Genomic DNA, 15,044 nt, shown 5'->3' with positions numbered 1-15,044 from the left:
TGAAAGCGGGAGGACATGCATGCAGGCGCAGAAGGAACTGGCGGGCCGGATACTCGCATCCCTGTCCGCGAGGCGGCAATTGCCGCCGTTCAGCGACGAACGGCCCGAATTCGATCTGGACGCAGCCTATTCCGTTTCCGACGAAATCATCTCGCTGCGAATCGCGCGCGGAGAGACGCCGGTCGGCTGGAAGATCGGCTTCACCAATCGGACGATCTGGGACGAATACGACGTTCATGCACCGATTTGGGGACCGGTCTACGATTCGACCGTTCGGGCAACGCAGCCCGCGTCGGAGGCGGCGATCCGCCTGACGCCGTTCGTCGAGCCACGGATCGAGCCGGAAATCGTCTTTCGGATGTCCTCCACGCCCCGGCCCGGCATGAACGATGCCGAACTTCTCGGATGCGTCGACGCCGTCGCCCATGGCTTCGAGATCGTGCAATCCGTCTTTCCCGGCTGGCGCTTTCAGGCAGTCGACACGGTCGCGGCCTTCGCGCTGCATGGTGCGCTCGTTCACGGCCCGCTCGTGCCCGTCGAACGCGCCGATGCCGCCCACTGGATCGAGCGGCTGGCAAGCTTCGAAATCGTTCTCTTCCGCAACGGCGAGGAAATCGACCGCGGTGTCGCCGCCAACGTGCTCGACGGGCCGCTGCGCGCGCTGGGGCATTTCGTCAACGGTCTCGGCGAACGGCCGATGTCTCGGGGCATCCTTCCGGGCGACCTCGTGACGACGGGCACCGTGACGCGCGCCTTCCCGGTCGCACCCGGCGAGAAATGGACGACGCGCGTTGCCGGCCTGCCGGTCGAAGGCATGGCGCTCTGCTTCGCCTGACGCGGGTTGTGGCCGTGCGGCAAGGAGTCCGGATACGGGGATTGAATAATCGGCCCCGCGGTGCCAAATCTGTCCTGCTCGACGCTTTCCATCATAACAAATCGGACCGGATATCATGGTCACCTATCTCGAAGCCGACACGGCTCCTCTCCGCAATACGGGTCAGATCCGCCTCTACGGCGCGGAGGCCTTCGAAGGCATGCGCAAGGCCTGCGATCTGACGGCGCGCTGCCTCGACGAACTCGCGCCGATGGTGAAGCCCGGCGTGGCGACGGAGACGCTCGACCGTTTCGTCTTCGAATTCGGGATGGATCACGGCGCCATGCCCGCGACCCTCAACTATCGCGGTTACACCAAATCCTCCTGCACCTCGATCAATCACGTCGTCTGCCACGGCATTCCCGATGCGAAGCCGCTGCGCGAGGGCGACATCGTCAACATCGACGTGACCTACATTCTTGACGGATGGCACGGAGATTCCAGCCGCATGTATCCGGTGGGGCAGATCAAGCGCGCTGCCGAAAGGCTGCTCGAGGTCACCCATGAATGCCTGATGCTCGGCATTGCCGCCGTTCGGCCCGGCGCACGCACGGGCGCCATCGGTGCCGCGATCCAGGCCTATGCCGAGGGCGAGCGCTGCTCGGTCGTGCGCGACTTCTGCGGCCATGGCGTCGGCCAGCTCTTCCACGACGCGCCGAACATCCTTCACTATGGCAGCCCCAACGAGGGCGTCGAGATGCGTCCCGGCATGATCTTCACCATCGAACCGATGATCAATCTCGGGCGCCCGCATGTGAAGGTGTTGTCCGACGGCTGGACGGCCGTCACCCGGGACCGCTCGCTGTCGGCCCAATACGAGCACACGGTCGGCGTCACAGAGGACGGTTGCGAAATCTTCACCCTGTCGCCTGCCGGTCTCGATCGTCCGGGACTTGCCGCCTGACCGTTTGCAGCTATGCTCCCGATAATGCTGCTTGGGGGGCATCATGGCAGGCGAAGAGAGCGACGAACGGGGTTCCTTTCCCGAGAGGCCGGCCACGCCGCGCGAAGGAAAACCCGCGCAAAAGAAGCCGCATTATCACGGCCATCGCGAAAGGCTGCGCGGCCGTTTCCGCGAAGTGGGAGCGGAGCCCCTCTCCGACTACGAACTTCTCGAGCTTCTTCTCTTCCGCACGATACCGCGCGCCGACACCAAGGTACCCGCCAAGGCGCTGCTGAAACGCTTCGGCTCGTTCGCCGAAGTCCTTGGCGCGCCCGAGCATCTGCTTCGCGAGGTGCCCGGCGTGGGCGAGGCAGCGGCCTTCGACCTCAAGGTCGTCGCGGCAGCCGCGAGCCGCATGGCCAAGGGCGGCATCGCAGGGCGTCAGATCCTCGCCTCCTGGGCGCAGGTGATCGACTATTGCCGCGCCGTGATGGCATTCGAGCCGCGCGAGCAGTTCCGTATCCTCTTTCTCGACAAGAAGAACACCCTGATCGCCGACGAGGTGCAGCAGAGCGGCACGGTCGACCACACGCCGGTCTATCCGCGCGAGGTGGTGCGCCGCGCATTGGAGCTGTCGGCCACCGCCATCATACTCGCGCATAACCACCCGTCGGGCGATCCCGCTCCCTCGCGCGCGGACATAGAGATGACGAAGACCGTCATCGCGGCCGCCCAGCCGCTCGGCATCACCGTCCACGACCACATCATCATCGGGCGGAACGGCCATGCCAGCCTGAAAGGCATGCAGTTGATCTGACGTCGGCAAGCCGATCACGAAGGCCGCCCTTCTCGAAAAGGGCCGAAACGTGCTGCAGTCACACCTCTGGCAAACAAAAAGGCCGCCCCGAGAGGCGGCCTTCGACATTGGAGCCAGGCGCGGCGGACTATTCGTCCGTCTTCTCCTTGGCGGCAGCCTTCTTCTTCGGCGCGGCCTTCTTCTTGGTCTCGCCCTCGGCGGCATCGTCGGCCTTGGCCTCCGCCTTCGCCTTGGTCGCCTTCTTCTTCGCCGGCTTCTCCTTGGTCTCCGCGGCCTGCTCGTCGTCGGCAAGGAGCTCGTCCTTCGTCACCTTCTGGTCGGTGACGGAGACCTCGCCGAGCAGGTGATCGACCACCTTCTCCTCGAAGAGCGGCGCACGGATGCTGGCGAGCGCCGACGGGTTGCTGCGATAGAATTCGAAGACCTGCTGCTGCTGCGCCTGCGGCACGCGGCGGATCTGCTCGAAAAGCGCCCGCTGCAGCTCGTCTTCGCTGACCTGAACGCCGGCCTTCTCGCCGATCTCGGCAAGGACGAGGCCAAGGCGGACCCGGCGCTCGGCCAGACGCTGATATTCGGCGCGTGCCTCGTCTTCCGTGGTGTCCTCGTCCTCGAAGGTGCGTTCGGCACGTGCCAGGTCAGTGGTCACCTGGCTCCAGATGTTGTCGAACTCGGCCTCGACGAGCCTGGAAGGCGCTTCGAACTTGTAGGCATCGTCGAGCGCATCGAGAAGCTGGCGCTTCGCTTTCTGACGGGTGACGGCGCCATACTGGCTCTCGATCTGGCCGCGCACGATCTCGCGCAGCGAGTCCGCGCTCTCCAGGCCGAGCTGCTTGGCGATCTCGTCGTTCAGCTCGAACTCGCCGGCGGAGGCGACTTCCTTCACCTTGATGTCGAAGGCGGCTTCCTTGCCGGCCAGATGCTCGGCTGCGTATTCCTCCGGGAAGGTGACGGTGATCGTCTTCTCGTCGCCGGCCTTCACGCCGACCAGCTGATCCTCGAAGCCGGGGATGAACTGGTTGGAGCCGAGCACGAGATTGGCATCCTCGGCGGCGCCGCCGCCGAAGGGCTCGCCATCGATCTTGCCGAGATAATCCATCGTCACGCGATCGCCGAGGGCCGCCTTGCCCTTCTTGGGCTCGTAGGTGCGCGTGGAATCCGCGACGACCTTGACCTGCTCGTCCACTTCGCTTTCCGGAACGTCATAGATCTGGCGGTTGATCTTGATGGCCGAGAGATCCTTGACCTCGATCGGCGGAAGAACCTCGTAATCGAGGGAGAATTCGAAATCGACGCCGCCGTCGAGCACCTTCTCGGCTTCCTTCTCGTCCTCGGTCATGGTGACCTCGGGCTGCATCGCGGCCTTCTCGCCGCGGTCGCTCAGGATCGAGCGGGTGGAATCGGAAAGGATCTCGTTGACCACCTCGGCCATGAAGGACTTGCCGTACATCTTCCGCAGATGCTGGATCGGCACCTTGCCGGGGCGGAAGCCGTTGATGCGGACCTTGTCCTTGGCCGCCGAAAGCCGCTCCATGAGCTTCGCTTCCATGTCCTTGGCCGGCACAGTCACCTTGATCTGGCGCTTCAGCCCTGTGTTAAGCGTTTCGGTTACCTGCATCTTACAACCTTTGTTCTCATGAATTCCGACGCTGACCCGGCTTTCCTGCCGCTCAGCCCGACGGTGCACGGGTGCCGGGAGTGGACCTTGGTGCGGGTGAAAGGACTTGAACCTTCACGACTTTCGTCACAGGAACCTAAATCCTGCGTGTCTACCAATTCCACCACACCCGCTTCAGAAGCGTTTCAGCCCTATAAAGCGCGTGGTTCTATATCACCGGGTTCCAGCGGTTCAAAGGAAAATTGCCGGTAAAGACGGCCTTTTTTTGCCGTCTAGCGGCCTAATTCGGGCCTTTCAGCCAACGCCGCGGCGATCCTCAGTAAAGCGGCTCCTCGTAAAGCATCGTGCCACCGTCGAGAAACGCCTTGATCTGCGGCGTGCCGTCGGCCGCCACCGCCACGCGCATGCGGAATTCGCGCTGCCGCATGTCGGCCTCGATCTGCCTGCCCTGCCCTTCCGGAAGGTAGAAGCGCTCGATGCCGTAGACCACGGAAAGCCGCTCCTGATCGCGCCAGGCGTCGGTCATCATTCCCTTGATCATCACCTGGCCGGCCGGCGTCTCGTCCTCGAACGGCGTGTCGAGGCGCGCGGCCACCGGCTGCCATATGCCGTTTTCGCCCTCCTGGAGGCGAACGAAGACCCAATGTTCGCCTTCGATGCCGTTTTCCGGAGAGGTGAAGATGTCCCGCGACAGGCTGCTTATATTGTAGCCGAGCGTCACATAGTCGCCGCGTAGCAGGTCGCGCGGATCGACCGGCTGAACCTCGAGCACCACGTCCTGTCCGTTGCGAAGGATCGCGGTACGCCCCGCGATCATGGAGGCCAGCACGGCTATCTGCACGAGCGCGACGATCAGCGCCGCGGGAAGGAGCCAGTTCCTCTTCATGACGCGACCCTCCGGGATTGCCCCGCGAAGCGCTTTTCTACACGCATTATCAGGAAGGCGAGGACGGCCAGCGCGATACTCGCGACCAGGAAGAAGCCCGCGGTGCCCAGCATCGTGCCGACGGTCACCAGATAGACGAAGACGAGCTGGAAGCCGAAGGCGACATAGGCCGTCCATCTCAGCACCGCATTGTCGCGGCCGGCAAGGATGAGGGCGGCGACGATACCGGCCATGGTGACGATGGAGGCGGCGAGAAAGCCGTCCTCCTCCACCAGCGCCCATTGGAAGATGCTCATGGCGACAAGAAAGCCGATCAAGGCATGCACGGTGAGCCCTGCCCCCATCCCCGACAGGCGTTCGGCTGCCTGCGGATACCATTTGCTCCATGCGAACAGCGCCGCCGACAGCACCGCGAGCACGGCCGCGATATCGAGGGATTCATTGCGGACATAGAGGCAGAGCGCAAAGAGAAACAGCGACAGAAGGACGAGGTGCCGTGCAGCCACGCTTGCCGTCCAGAAGGAGATCGCCCAAAGTGCAATCGCGACGAGCGGATAGTAGAGAGGCAGACTGGTCGCCGACCAATCCTCCGCCGCGCTCATGATCATCCAGCCCGCGGCGAGCAGTACGGCACTCACGGTGAGCGGGCCAGAGCGCAGCGCGATCGCGGCGAAACCCGTGCAGGCGGTCCAGACGAGCACCGCCTGCGCCTCGTCGCCGGAGAGATGATACATCTGCCCGATCAGCGAGATGGAACCGCCGAAAGCCGCCGCGCCCGCAATCCATGCCGCCTCGCCGAAGGCATTCTGTCCGCGCAGTTTCAAAACCGCGCCGCCGAGATAGCCGGCGAGGATGGCGAGGAAGAGCATGGCGACGCGCGCGATCCTCGGTATCGCCTCCCAATTGGAGGCGATGAAGATGAGGATCGCGGCCGCGAGCAGCGACGCCGCCATCATGGCGAGCACGGTGCCAAACGAAACGACGGAGCCGCCATTCCGCTCGATGTCCTCGGAAAGCCTGACGCCCAGTGGCGCCTCGATCAGCCCCTCGTCAACCCAACGCGCGATGTCGCGTTTAACTTTGGTCGCATATCCCGCCATGGATTCCCTTCCATCGGAAAGCCGCCAGCCTAACATCAAAGAGCTGAATAGGCGAAATATGCCTAAATTTCGGCCACATAGTCGCTGCCGCCACTCTTTTGCCTCAGCCATCAACCGGGATTAATGTTGCAATGCACAAAACGCATTGGTGCTATGCAGCAACCGCACTTCAAAAACGAACGGACTGCATCTATCTACGCCTCATCGCAAGAACAACAACATGACGCAACGAGAACCGAGATGAACCTGATCCGCAATTACCGCAACTGGCGCCGCTACCGCGAGACCGTGAACGAGCTGAGCCGCCTGTCCAACCGTGAGCTCAACGACCTCGGCATCGCCCGCGGCGATATCCCCTTCGTCGCCCGCAAGTCGGTCTAACGAATTCGAATTTCGTCAGGGTATCCTCCTCCCACCCTGACGGATACGACCGACCATCTCCTCCTCCCGATAGTCGGTCGACCCAAACGACACCCGCCGGACCTCCTCCCCCGGCGGGTGTTGTTGTTTCCGGGCCGCCGTTCCCTCCCCGCACGGCGCGCTCCATTGCATTCCGCGCCGGCGCGGACTAATTCCCTTTCATGAAGACAGATCCCGTACACGTCGTCGGCGGCGGCCTCGCCGGTTCCGAAGCATCCTGGCAGCTCGCGCAGGCGGGCGTTCCCGTCATTCTCCACGAAATGCGTCCGGTGCGCGGCACCGACGCGCACAAGACCGACGGGCTGGCGGAGCTGGTCTGCTCCAACTCCTTCCGCTCCGACGACGCCGAAACCAACGCGGTCGGCGTGCTACACGCCGAGATGCGGCTTGGCGGTTCGCTGATCATGGCGGCGGGCGACGCCAACCAGGTGCCCGCCGGCGGCGCGCTCGCCGTCGACCGCGACGGCTTTTCCGAGGCCGTTACCGCGAAGCTCGAGGCTCATCCGCTGATCACGATCGTGCGCGAGGAGGTTTCCGGCCTGCCGCCCGTGGAATGGGGCCGCACCATCATCGCCACCGGACCGCTGACCGCGCCGTCGCTCGCCGAGGCGATCGCGGCGGAGACGGACGCCGACGCGCTCGCCTTCTTCGATGCAATCGCGCCGATCGTCCACTACGATTCCATCGACATGAACGTCGCCTGGTTCCAGTCGCGCTACGACAAGGTCGGCCCCGGCGGCACCGGCAAGGACTATATCAATTGCCCGATGGACAAGGAGCAGTACGAGGCCTTCGTCCAGACCCTGCTCGATGGCGCCAAGACGGAATTCAAGGAATGGGAAGGCACGCCTTATTTCGACGGCTGCCTGCCGATCGAGGTGATGGCCGATCGCGGCGCTGAAACCTTGCGGCACGGACCGATGAAGCCGATGGGCCTGACCAACGTCCACAATCCGACCGTCAAGGCCTATGCAGTCGTCCAGCTCCGGCAAGACAACGCGCTCGGCACGCTCTACAACATGGTCGGCTTCCAGACCAAGCTCAGGCATGGCGAACAGTCGCGTATCTTCCGCATGATCCCCGGCCTGGAGAACGCCGAGTTCGCGCGACTGGGCGGTCTCCACCGCAACACCTACATCAATTCACCGGTGCTGCTCGACGGCACGCTGCAGCTCAAGTCGCGGCCGGGCCTGCGTTTCGCCGGCCAAATCACCGGCTGCGAGGGCTATGTGGAGAGTGCCGCGATCGGGCTTCTCGCCGGGCGTTTCGCGGCAGCCGAGCAACTCGGCCGGCCGATCGCGCCACCGCCCGTCACCACCGCCTTCGGCGCGCTGCTGAACCACATCACCGGCGGCCACATCGTCTCCGACGACGAGCCCGGCAAGCGCTCCTTCCAACCCATGAACGTCAATTTCGGCCTGTTCCCGCCGCTGGAGCCCGGCGCGATCACACGCCCCGAAGGCCATGCCGGCCGTTTCCGCGGCAAGGAGAAGTCGATCGCCAAGAAGAAGGCGCTGTCCGCACGCGCGCTCGCGGACTGCCGTGCCTGGCTGGGGATGGCGCCGAAGGCCGAAGCGGCGGAATAACCGTTCCGATTGCCGCGCACGGGGATCGTTGGACCGCTCGGCGCAAGGTCACTCCGCCGGCGCAATCCCGGCGTCCGAAGCGGCGGGCAATCCCGGTCGGCCCGCTTCCTCCGGATTCCGCCTCACATAGGCGGCCTTCAGCGTTTCGGACGTGTCGCGGGATCCGTCGTGGCTCCAGCCGGGCGGCATGAAGAGATAGCCGAGACGCTGGCGCGGCGTCAGGCCCGGCTGCAGCGCATCCTTGAACATGCCGATCCATTCGTGGAAGGCGACCTTCAGCGGGTTGAAGGTGCCGATGTTCCTGACGATGCCGTAGCGCGGCGCGTCCTCGGGAAGCTCCTCGACGAAGGTGCCGAACATACGATCCCAGATGATCAGCGTGCCGGCATAGTTGGCGTCGAGATAGCGCGGGTTGGTCGCGTGATGGACGCGGTGATGCGACGGCGTGTTGAAGATGAATTCGATTGGCTTCCACATCCTGCCGATCGTCTCGGTGTGTATCCAGAACTGCCAGATCAGGTTGAAGCCGAAGACGAAGGCGATGACCGCCGGGTGAAACCCCAGAAGCACCAGCGGCGCCTGGAGCACGAACATGCCGGTGAACAGGCCGGTCCAGCTCTGCCGCAGCGCGGTCGAGAGATTGTAGTGCTGGCTGGAATGGTGGTTGACGTGCTCGGCCCAGACCCAGCGCACGCGATGCGCGACCCGGTGGTACCAATAGTAGCGGAGGTCATCGAGCAGGAAAGCGGCGAGGAAGACCCACCAATGAAGGCCGAGATCGAGCAATCGATACTGCCACAGCCACAAGAGCGCGGTCAGCGAAACGATGCCGAGCAGGATGCCGGTCGCGACATTGCCGGTGCCCATCAGAAGGCTCGTCAGAGTGTCCTTCGTCTCGAATTCACCCCTGGCACGTCCGGTGCGCACCAGCCAGATTTCGAGCAGAATCGCGATCACGAAGAAAGGTATCGCGAGCTGCGTCACCGCCGGAAACTGATAGTCGTCGGTCATTTCCTCTCCCAAATGCCGTTCTGCCTGATGCGGGTGAACATCGCCTCGACTTCCAACGCCGCCGCCTCGTCCTCGAATTGAAACGTTCCACCCTTCCAGCTGAAATCACGCAGCTTTATCGCGATGGCACTGCCGCTCGCGCGCGGTGTCGCCGCCACGTCCGCGGAGCAAAGGAGCCGCGTCATGAATTTTCCGCCGATGGCGTGAACGAGGCCGCATCCGCCTTCTTCAAGGCCGAGGAATGCGGTGCGGCGGTCGCATGTGAGGCGGAGCGAAGCGACGCGCGCGTCGGGGAAATCGTCGGCGAAGCGAAGGCGCGCCGCTTCCTCGCCGACAAGCGTCGCAACCCGACTGCCTCCAGTCAGATGAACAACGCCGACGACGCCGGCTATACCCACTGCCACCATGACGACCAGCAGCGACAGGCTCATGCCTATCAGTTCCTCCAAAAGGGCGACCGCGCCCTCTCTCCCGCAGGCAAGCCTAGCAGACGGCGAACGAACGTCAAACGGGCGGTCAGCGCCAGCCGAGGAGCGCGCGGCGCAGCAGCGTCCAATGCCGGCGCAGTGGCGAAATGTCGGCGATCTGGGTCAATGGATCGACGCCGCGCGCTGAAATCCGCGCGAGATAGGCTCCGGCGAGCGATGCGGGAAGGAAGGCGGGCCGCAGGGAGACGGGCATTCCGTTGGCCGCCTTTTCGAAGCGCGCCAGATGTTCGCCGGCCAGCGCCGACAAGGCAACGACCGCGCGCATCGCCGCGTCGCGGTTTTCTCCGGCGACGAACTCGTCCCGCGAGGTACCGGCGGCGGCCAGTATGTCCTCGGGCATGAAACACTGCCCGCGGGCGCGATGCATCGGCAGCAGCCGCAGAAGGCCGGCCATCGCTTGAGCGCAGCCCGCATGTCCGGCGGCCTCCGCGAATTCCGGTGCAGCCTCGGGATCGAGGATCAGCGCGGCGAGTTGTATGATCGCCGACGCCGTCTCGCCGCAATAGCCCTCGAGGTCGTTCCGGCTCGGCATCGGGTCATCGTAGAGGTCGAAAATCCGAGCATCGAGATAGTTCTGGAATGTCGCGAGCGGCAGGCGGCTGCGCTCGATCACGCCGGACAGCGCCTCGGCGACCGGATGGCCGGCAGCAGCCCCTTTGCCGGCAGCGAGTATGTCGCGCCACCATTGCAGCCGGATTTCACCAGGCAAGGGCTCATGGATACGATCGCGCACCGAGGCGATCTCGACGTTGAACGCATAGAGCGCAAACAGCGCCTCGCGCCTCGCCTCAGGCGCATAAAGCGCGGACAGATAGCGGTCGGGATCGTCGCGCCGCACCGCCTCGGCCAGTGAAGAGGGTTCACCCATCGCCTATTCGACGGCGATCAGCGCGGCGGCGACGAGGCGATCCTCGGCAAGGAGCACGTTATAGGTGCGCACCGCCGCGCCCGTCGACATCGGATCGGCGGTGATGCCCGCCTCCCGCAACGCCGCCCTCAGTTCCCTGGACAGCGGGCGCAGGTCCGGTCCCATGCCCACGAGAAGGATATCGATGTCCTTGGCCTCGTCGATGACCTTGCCGAAATCCCCGGCGTCGAGCGCCGCCGCATCCCGCGGCTCCCAGCCGTGGATGCCCGAAGGCAGGCACAGGATGGAACCGCGATGCGACATGTCGGCGAAGCGGAAGCCGCCATTGCCGTAGGCGTCGATGGGCGCGCGGCCGGGAAAATGCGCTTCGCGGATGATTATTCCCGGCCCCATGACGAACCGCTAGACCTTGCCGGCCGTCGCAACCTGCTTGGCGGCCGCTTCCTTGTCCTTCTCCGTATCGAACATGTCGGGCCGCAGCTTGAACAGGATGAGCATCGGCCCGGCGATGAACAGCGACGAATAGGTGCCGACGAACACGCCGACGATGATCGCGAAGACGAAGGACGAAATCACCTCGCCGCCGAAGAAGTAGAGCGCGATCAGCGCCATCAGCGTCGTCAGACCCGTCAGGATGGTGCGCGACAGCGTCTGGTTCAGCGACAAATCGATGAGCTGGTCGAGCGGCATCTTCTTGTAGCGTCGCAAATTCTCGCGGATGCGGTCGTAGATGACGACGGTGTCGTTGATCGAATAGCCCACCACCGTGAGGATCGCCGCGATGGCCTGCAGGTTGAATTCCAGCCCGAGCAGGAGGTAGATGCCGACGATGACGATGACGTCGTGGGCCGTGGAGACGATCGCCCCCATGCCGAATTGCCACTCGAAGCGGAACCAGATGTAGACCAGCATCGCCACCATCGAGAGCAGGATGCCGATCGTGCCGGTCCTGGCGAGTTCGCCGGAAACCGTCGGCCCGACCACTTCCACCCGCCTGAAATCGTAGTCGGAGGCCAGCTCGCCGCGCACGATCTCGACGGCGGACTGCTCGGCATTGTCGCCGCCTTCCTGGCCCTGGACGCGGATCATCAACTCGCGATCGTTGCCGATCTCCTGGACCTGCACTTCCCCGAGGTTGAGGTCGCTCAGCCGGGCGCGCACGTCCCCGGGATCGGCTTCCGGTCCCTTGGCCTGGACCTCGATGAGCGAGCCGCCCTTGAAGTCGATGCCGTAGTTGAAGTCGGTCACGAAGAACATCGCGGCGACGGCGATCGAGATGGCGCCGGAAAGCGCGAAGCCGAGATTGCGCAGCTTCATAAAGCCGATCTTCGGCTCCAGCGGCAGATAGTTCACCAGGCCGGCCGGAAATTCCGTCGGCCTCTGCCGGCGCAGCCAGAACGCGATCATCCAGCGGGTGAGCGTATAGGCGGTGAAGACGGTGGTGATGATGCCGATACCGAGCGTGATGGCGAAGCCGCGAACCGGACCCGTTCCCATGTAGAACAGGATCACCGCGACGATGAAGGTCGTCAGGTTCGCGTCCACCACGGTCGCGAGCGCCCGCTGGAAGCCTGAATCCAGCGACTGGACGAGCGAGCGCCCTTGCGACCTCTCCTCGCGCACGCGCTCGAAGATGATGACGTTGGAATCGACGGCCATGCCCATCGTCAGGACGATACCGGCGATGCCCGGCAAGGTCAGCGTCGCGCCGAGCAATGTCAGCACGGCGACGATCATTCCCACATTGGCGGCCAGCGCCAGATTGGCGATGAGCCCGAGCTTGCCGTAGACCACGAGCATTGTGACGATGACGAGGACCGCGCCGACCATCGACGCGATCTTGCCGGCCTCGATCGAGTCCGCGCCGAGGCTCGGGCCGACCGTGCGTTCCTCGACGATCGTCAGATCGGCCGGCAGCGCGCCGGCGCGCAAGAGCACCGCCAGATCATTGGCGCTCTGTACGGTGAAATTGCCGGAAATCTGGCCCGTGCCGCCGAGGATCGGCTCGCGGATCTGCGGCGCCGAGATCACCTGGTTGTCGAGGATGATGGCGAAGAGACGCCCGACATTCTGCTGCGTCGCCTGGCCGAAGCGCGAGGCGCCCTGGTTGTCGAAGCGGAAGGAAACCACCGGCTCGTTGGTACGCTGGTCGAACGTCGCCTGCGCGTCGACGAGATTCTCGCCGGAAACGATCACCCGGCTCTCGATCAGGTAGGGCACCGGCGGATCGTCGGTCGAATACATCACCGTGCTGCCGGCGGGCGGACGGCCTTCGATCGCTTCCTGCACGGGCACCGACTGATCGACCATCTGGAAGGTCAGCTTGGCCGTCTGGCCGAGAATGTCCTTGAGGCGCTGCGGATCCTGCAGGCCCGGCACCTGGACGAGAACGCGGTCCGCGCCCTGGCGCTGGATGATCGGCTCGGTGGTGCCGAGTTCGTTGACGCGCCGGCCGACCACCTCGATCGACTGCGTGACCGCCGAGCTCACCCGGTAGTTGATGCCCTCGTCGGTCAGCGTGAAGCGGAAGAGGCCGGGCTCCGGCTCGGCCAAGCTCAATTCGGTGACCGTGCCGGTTCCGAAAAGGCCGGCCGAAACCGGCTGCGTCAAAGGCTGAAGCGCGGTTCGCGCCGCCTCGATCGCGCTCGCGTCGCGCACCCGTACCTGGACGGCGCGCCCCGAGCCGGACAGGCCGGTATAGCCCACCCTGGCGTCGCGGAGCATCGTCCGGATATCATCGCGCGTGGAGGCGAGACGCTCGTTGATCAGGTCCTGGCGGTCGACCTGGAGCAGGATGTGCGAGCCGCCCTGCAGATCGAGGCCCAGCGTCATCTGCTGTTTCGGCAGCCAGTTCGGCAGCGCATCCAGCGTCGATTGCGAAAACAGGTTCGGAATCGAATAAATTACGCCCAGCAGGACGACCAGCCAGATCGATACCGTCTTCCAGCGCGAAAAGTAGAGCATGTTGCCTCGTATGGTCAGGCGGAAGCATCGTGGCTTGCGCCACGATTGCGGTTACTTCTTGGCGTTTTGGTTCGCCACGGGTTCGCCCTTCACGCGCACATCGGTGATCATCGAGCGGATCGAGGTAACCTTATTGCCACCGCCGAGATCGACTTCAACCTCATCGTCGGTGACCTTGGTCACCTTGCCGATCAGGCCGCCGCCCGTCACCACCGTATCGCCCCGGCGAATGGCCGCCAGCATCTCGCCGCGCTTCTTCATCTGCTGGCGCTGCGGCCGGATGATGAGGAAGTACATGATAACGAAGATCAGGACGAAGGGCAAAATGCTGATGAAAATGTCCGGGGCGCCGCCCGCGCCCGCCTGCGCATATGCCGGTGTGACAAACATTGGAAACTCCTGAAAAGTGCGAAAAGGCCGGCTGACCGGCCCCGTTTTAAGTTGGCCGGAATATAATCCCTAACACCGCCAATGCAACCGCGCTTGGACCAAGGCTCGCTGCTTTTCCGCCTGGAAAACGCATGGTAGAGCGATGGACTTCAAGAAAATCAGAGAATGTCTCGTCAAATGAAGCAAGAATCGCTGGAAATCCTGAACAAGAAGCTCGACAGCCTGATCGAGGCGATCTCGCGGCTCGGGCCTGCGACGATTGAGCCCACCGACATCTCGGCGGCCGACTGTTTCGTCTGGTCCGCCGAAAAGGGCCTGCTGGAGCCGGTCGCCAAGGTGAACCGCGTCGAGATCGAGCTCATCAGGGGCGTGGACCGCGTTCGCGACATTCTCCTCGACAACACGCAACGCTTCGCCGACGGGCTTCCGGCCAACAATGCCCTGCTCTGGGGCGCGCGCGGCATGGGCAAGTCCTCGCTGGTCAAGGCCGTTCACGCAACCATCAACCACACAAGAAAGCAGACCCCGCTCAAGCTGATCGAGATCCATCGCGAGGACATCGACACGCTGCCTCGGCTCATGGCGATCCTGAAGGCCTCGGAATACCGCTTCATCCTGTTCTGCGACGACCTCTCCTTCGATCATGACGACACTTCCTACAAATCGCTCAAGGCGGCGCTGGAAGGAGGCGTCGAGGGACGGCCGGAAAACGTCATTTTCTTTGCCACATCGAACCGGCGTCATCTCCTGCCGCGCGACATGATCGACAACGAGCGCTCGACCGCGATCAACCCGTCCGAGGCGGTGGAGGAAAAAGTGTCGCTGTCGGACCGTTTCGGCCTCTGGCTCGGTTTCCATAAATGCTCGCAGGACGAGTATCTCGACATGATCGACGGCTATGTGCGCCACCATGAATTGAAGATCGATCCGGAGGAATTGCGTCGCGACGCACTCGAATGGTCAACGACCCGCGGTAGCCGCTCCGGCCGCGTCGCCTGGCAGTTCGTCCAGGATCTCGCCGGAAGGCTGGGCCAGCCGCTGAAGGCTTCGGCCTGAAAACAGAAAGCCCGCCTCCGTAAGGAGGCGGGCGAGCTGGCGAACCGTACTGAATACACTTCGGTCCGCGGAACTTTCTTCTTTGT

15 protein-coding genes and 1 tRNA gene are annotated in these 15,044 nt (G+C 63.9%); 6 read left to right on the top strand and 10 right to left on the bottom strand.

The annotated features are described in order from the left end of the window. The first annotated feature begins 19 nt into the window (after positions 1-19). The 3 genes from XW59_RS15090 (at position 20) to radC (ending at position 2,574) form a co-directional block, all read left to right on the top strand. Complete coding sequence (locus XW59_RS15090; RefSeq protein ID WP_047146250.1) at positions 20-835, top strand: fumarylacetoacetate hydrolase family protein; 816 nt, start codon at positions 20-22, stop codon at positions 833-835. Between the two features lie 115 nt (positions 836-950). Then, entirely contained in the window at positions 951-1,778 is an 828-nt protein-coding gene (gene map, locus XW59_RS15085; protein WP_047146251.1) for a type I methionyl aminopeptidase, read from the top strand. Positions 1,779-1,821: 43 nt separating this feature from the next. After that, positions 1,822-2,574, top strand: coding sequence for a DNA repair protein RadC (radC, locus tag XW59_RS15080; RefSeq protein WP_047146252.1), 753 nt, complete (start codon positions 1,822-1,824; stop codon positions 2,572-2,574). 127 nt (positions 2,575-2,701) lie between these two features. On the opposite strand, the gene tig is transcribed toward radC, so the two are convergent. The 4 genes from tig to XW59_RS15060 all read right to left on the bottom strand — a co-directional run bounded on the left by tig (position 2,702) and on the right by XW59_RS15060 (position 6,175). Beyond that, positions 2,702-4,189, bottom strand: a complete 1,488-nt coding sequence (gene tig, locus XW59_RS15075) for a trigger factor (RefSeq protein WP_047146253.1) — start codon at positions 4,187-4,189, stop codon at positions 2,702-2,704. Between the two features lie 88 nt (positions 4,190-4,277). Then, positions 4,278-4,362, bottom strand: a tRNA-Leu gene (locus XW59_RS15070). A gap of 143 nt (positions 4,363-4,505) precedes the next feature. Then, positions 4,506-5,075, bottom strand: a complete 570-nt coding sequence (locus XW59_RS15065; RefSeq protein WP_047146254.1) for a GDYXXLXY domain-containing protein — start codon at positions 5,073-5,075, stop codon at positions 4,506-4,508. After that, positions 5,072-6,175: a DUF2157 domain-containing protein gene (locus tag XW59_RS15060; protein WP_047146255.1), complete on the bottom strand. Its 1,104-nt coding sequence runs from the start codon at positions 6,173-6,175 to the stop codon at positions 5,072-5,074. The genes XW59_RS15065 and XW59_RS15060 overlap by 4 nt, the downstream gene beginning before the upstream one ends. A gap of 240 nt (positions 6,176-6,415) precedes the next feature. On the opposite strand from XW59_RS15060, the gene XW59_RS15055 reads away from it, so the two are divergent. Continuing rightward, positions 6,416-6,556 carry a DUF1127 domain-containing protein gene (locus XW59_RS15055; protein WP_082137621.1) on the top strand — a complete coding sequence of 47 codons (141 nt, stop codon included), beginning with the start codon at positions 6,416-6,418 and terminating at the stop codon, positions 6,554-6,556. A 200-nt stretch (positions 6,557-6,756) separates the two neighbouring features. After that, positions 6,757-8,181, top strand: a complete 1,425-nt coding sequence (trmFO, locus tag XW59_RS15050; protein ID WP_047146256.1) for a methylenetetrahydrofolate--tRNA-(uracil(54)-C(5))-methyltransferase (FADH(2)-oxidizing) TrmFO — start codon at positions 6,757-6,759, stop codon at positions 8,179-8,181. A 48-nt stretch (positions 8,182-8,229) separates the two neighbouring features. Here trmFO and XW59_RS15045 read toward each other — a convergent pair whose 3' ends face one another. The 6 genes from XW59_RS15045 to yajC form a co-directional block, all read right to left on the bottom strand. Then, positions 8,230-9,192 carry a sterol desaturase family protein gene (locus XW59_RS15045; protein ID WP_047146257.1) on the bottom strand — a complete coding sequence of 321 codons (963 nt, stop codon included), beginning with the start codon at positions 9,190-9,192 and terminating at the stop codon, positions 8,230-8,232. Further along, positions 9,189-9,623, bottom strand: coding sequence for a hypothetical protein (locus tag XW59_RS15040; RefSeq protein WP_047146387.1), 435 nt, complete (start codon positions 9,621-9,623; stop codon positions 9,189-9,191). Before XW59_RS15040 ends, XW59_RS15045 begins: the two co-directional genes overlap by 4 nt. A gap of 85 nt (positions 9,624-9,708) precedes the next feature. After that, the gene (locus XW59_RS15035; protein WP_047146258.1) at positions 9,709-10,548 is read right to left on the bottom strand and encodes a phytoene/squalene synthase family protein; all 840 of its coding nucleotides are present in this window, start codon (positions 10,546-10,548) and stop codon (positions 9,709-9,711) included. Between the two features lie 3 nt (positions 10,549-10,551). Next, the gene (locus tag XW59_RS15030) at positions 10,552-10,941 is read right to left on the bottom strand and encodes an Mth938-like domain-containing protein (RefSeq protein ID WP_047146259.1); all 390 of its coding nucleotides are present in this window, start codon (positions 10,939-10,941) and stop codon (positions 10,552-10,554) included. A 9-nt stretch (positions 10,942-10,950) separates the two neighbouring features. After that, positions 10,951-13,512, bottom strand: a complete 2,562-nt coding sequence (secDF, locus tag XW59_RS15025; protein ID WP_047146260.1) for a protein translocase subunit SecDF — start codon at positions 13,510-13,512, stop codon at positions 10,951-10,953. Between the two features lie 51 nt (positions 13,513-13,563). Next, positions 13,564-13,902 (bottom strand): preprotein translocase subunit YajC, encoded by a 339-nt coding sequence (yajC, locus tag XW59_RS15020; RefSeq protein ID WP_047146261.1) that lies wholly within the window; start codon positions 13,900-13,902, stop codon positions 13,564-13,566. Positions 13,903-14,079: 177 nt separating this feature from the next. Here yajC and XW59_RS15015 point away from each other — a divergent pair, with 177 nt between their 5' ends. Next, positions 14,080-14,958 (top strand): ATP-binding protein, encoded by an 879-nt coding sequence (locus tag XW59_RS15015; RefSeq protein WP_047146262.1) that lies wholly within the window; start codon positions 14,080-14,082, stop codon positions 14,956-14,958. The last annotated feature ends 86 nt before the right edge of the window (positions 14,959-15,044 follow it).

Origin of the sequence: Aquamicrobium sp. LC103 (genome assembly GCF_001014615.2) — a bacterium.
In the GTDB taxonomy this organism is placed as follows: domain Bacteria; phylum Pseudomonadota; class Alphaproteobacteria; order Rhizobiales; family Rhizobiaceae; genus LBCQ02.
The sequence above is the reverse complement of the archived record's forward strand: the minus strand, read 5'-3'. Positions and strand labels throughout refer to the sequence as shown.

Bases quoted from the DNA above. Each gene is read 5' to 3' on its own strand.
- XW59_RS15090 (WP_047146250.1), top strand. From the start codon at position 20: ATGCAGGCGCAGAAGGAACTGGCGGGCCGGATACTCGCATCCCTGTCC.
- map (WP_047146251.1), top strand. From the start codon at position 951: ATGGTCACCTATCTCGAAGCCGACACGGCTCCTCTCCGCAATACGGGT.
- radC (WP_047146252.1), top strand. From the start codon at position 1,822: ATGGCAGGCGAAGAGAGCGACGAACGGGGTTCCTTTCCCGAGAGGCCG.
- tig (WP_047146253.1), bottom strand. From the start codon at position 4,189: ATGCAGGTAACCGAAACGCTTAACACAGGGCTGAAGCGCCAGATCAAG.
- XW59_RS15065 (WP_047146254.1), bottom strand. From the start codon at position 5,075: ATGAAGAGGAACTGGCTCCTTCCCGCGGCGCTGATCGTCGCGCTCGTG.
- XW59_RS15060 (WP_047146255.1), bottom strand. From the start codon at position 6,175: ATGGCGGGATATGCGACCAAAGTTAAACGCGACATCGCGCGTTGGGTT.
- XW59_RS15055 (WP_082137621.1), top strand. From the start codon at position 6,416: ATGAACCTGATCCGCAATTACCGCAACTGGCGCCGCTACCGCGAGACC.
- trmFO (WP_047146256.1), top strand. From the start codon at position 6,757: ATGAAGACAGATCCCGTACACGTCGTCGGCGGCGGCCTCGCCGGTTCC.
- XW59_RS15045 (WP_047146257.1), bottom strand. From the start codon at position 9,192: ATGACCGACGACTATCAGTTTCCGGCGGTGACGCAGCTCGCGATACCT.
- XW59_RS15040 (WP_047146387.1), bottom strand. From the start codon at position 9,623: ATGAGCCTGTCGCTGCTGGTCGTCATGGTGGCAGTGGGTATAGCCGGC.
- XW59_RS15035 (WP_047146258.1), bottom strand. From the start codon at position 10,548: ATGGGTGAACCCTCTTCACTGGCCGAGGCGGTGCGGCGCGACGATCCC.
- XW59_RS15030 (WP_047146259.1), bottom strand. From the start codon at position 10,941: ATGGGGCCGGGAATAATCATCCGCGAAGCGCATTTTCCCGGCCGCGCG.
- secDF (WP_047146260.1), bottom strand. From the start codon at position 13,512: ATGCTCTACTTTTCGCGCTGGAAGACGGTATCGATCTGGCTGGTCGTC.
- yajC (WP_047146261.1), bottom strand. From the start codon at position 13,902: ATGTTTGTCACACCGGCATATGCGCAGGCGGGCGCGGGCGGCGCCCCG.
- XW59_RS15015 (WP_047146262.1), top strand. From the start codon at position 14,080: ATGAAGCAAGAATCGCTGGAAATCCTGAACAAGAAGCTCGACAGCCTG.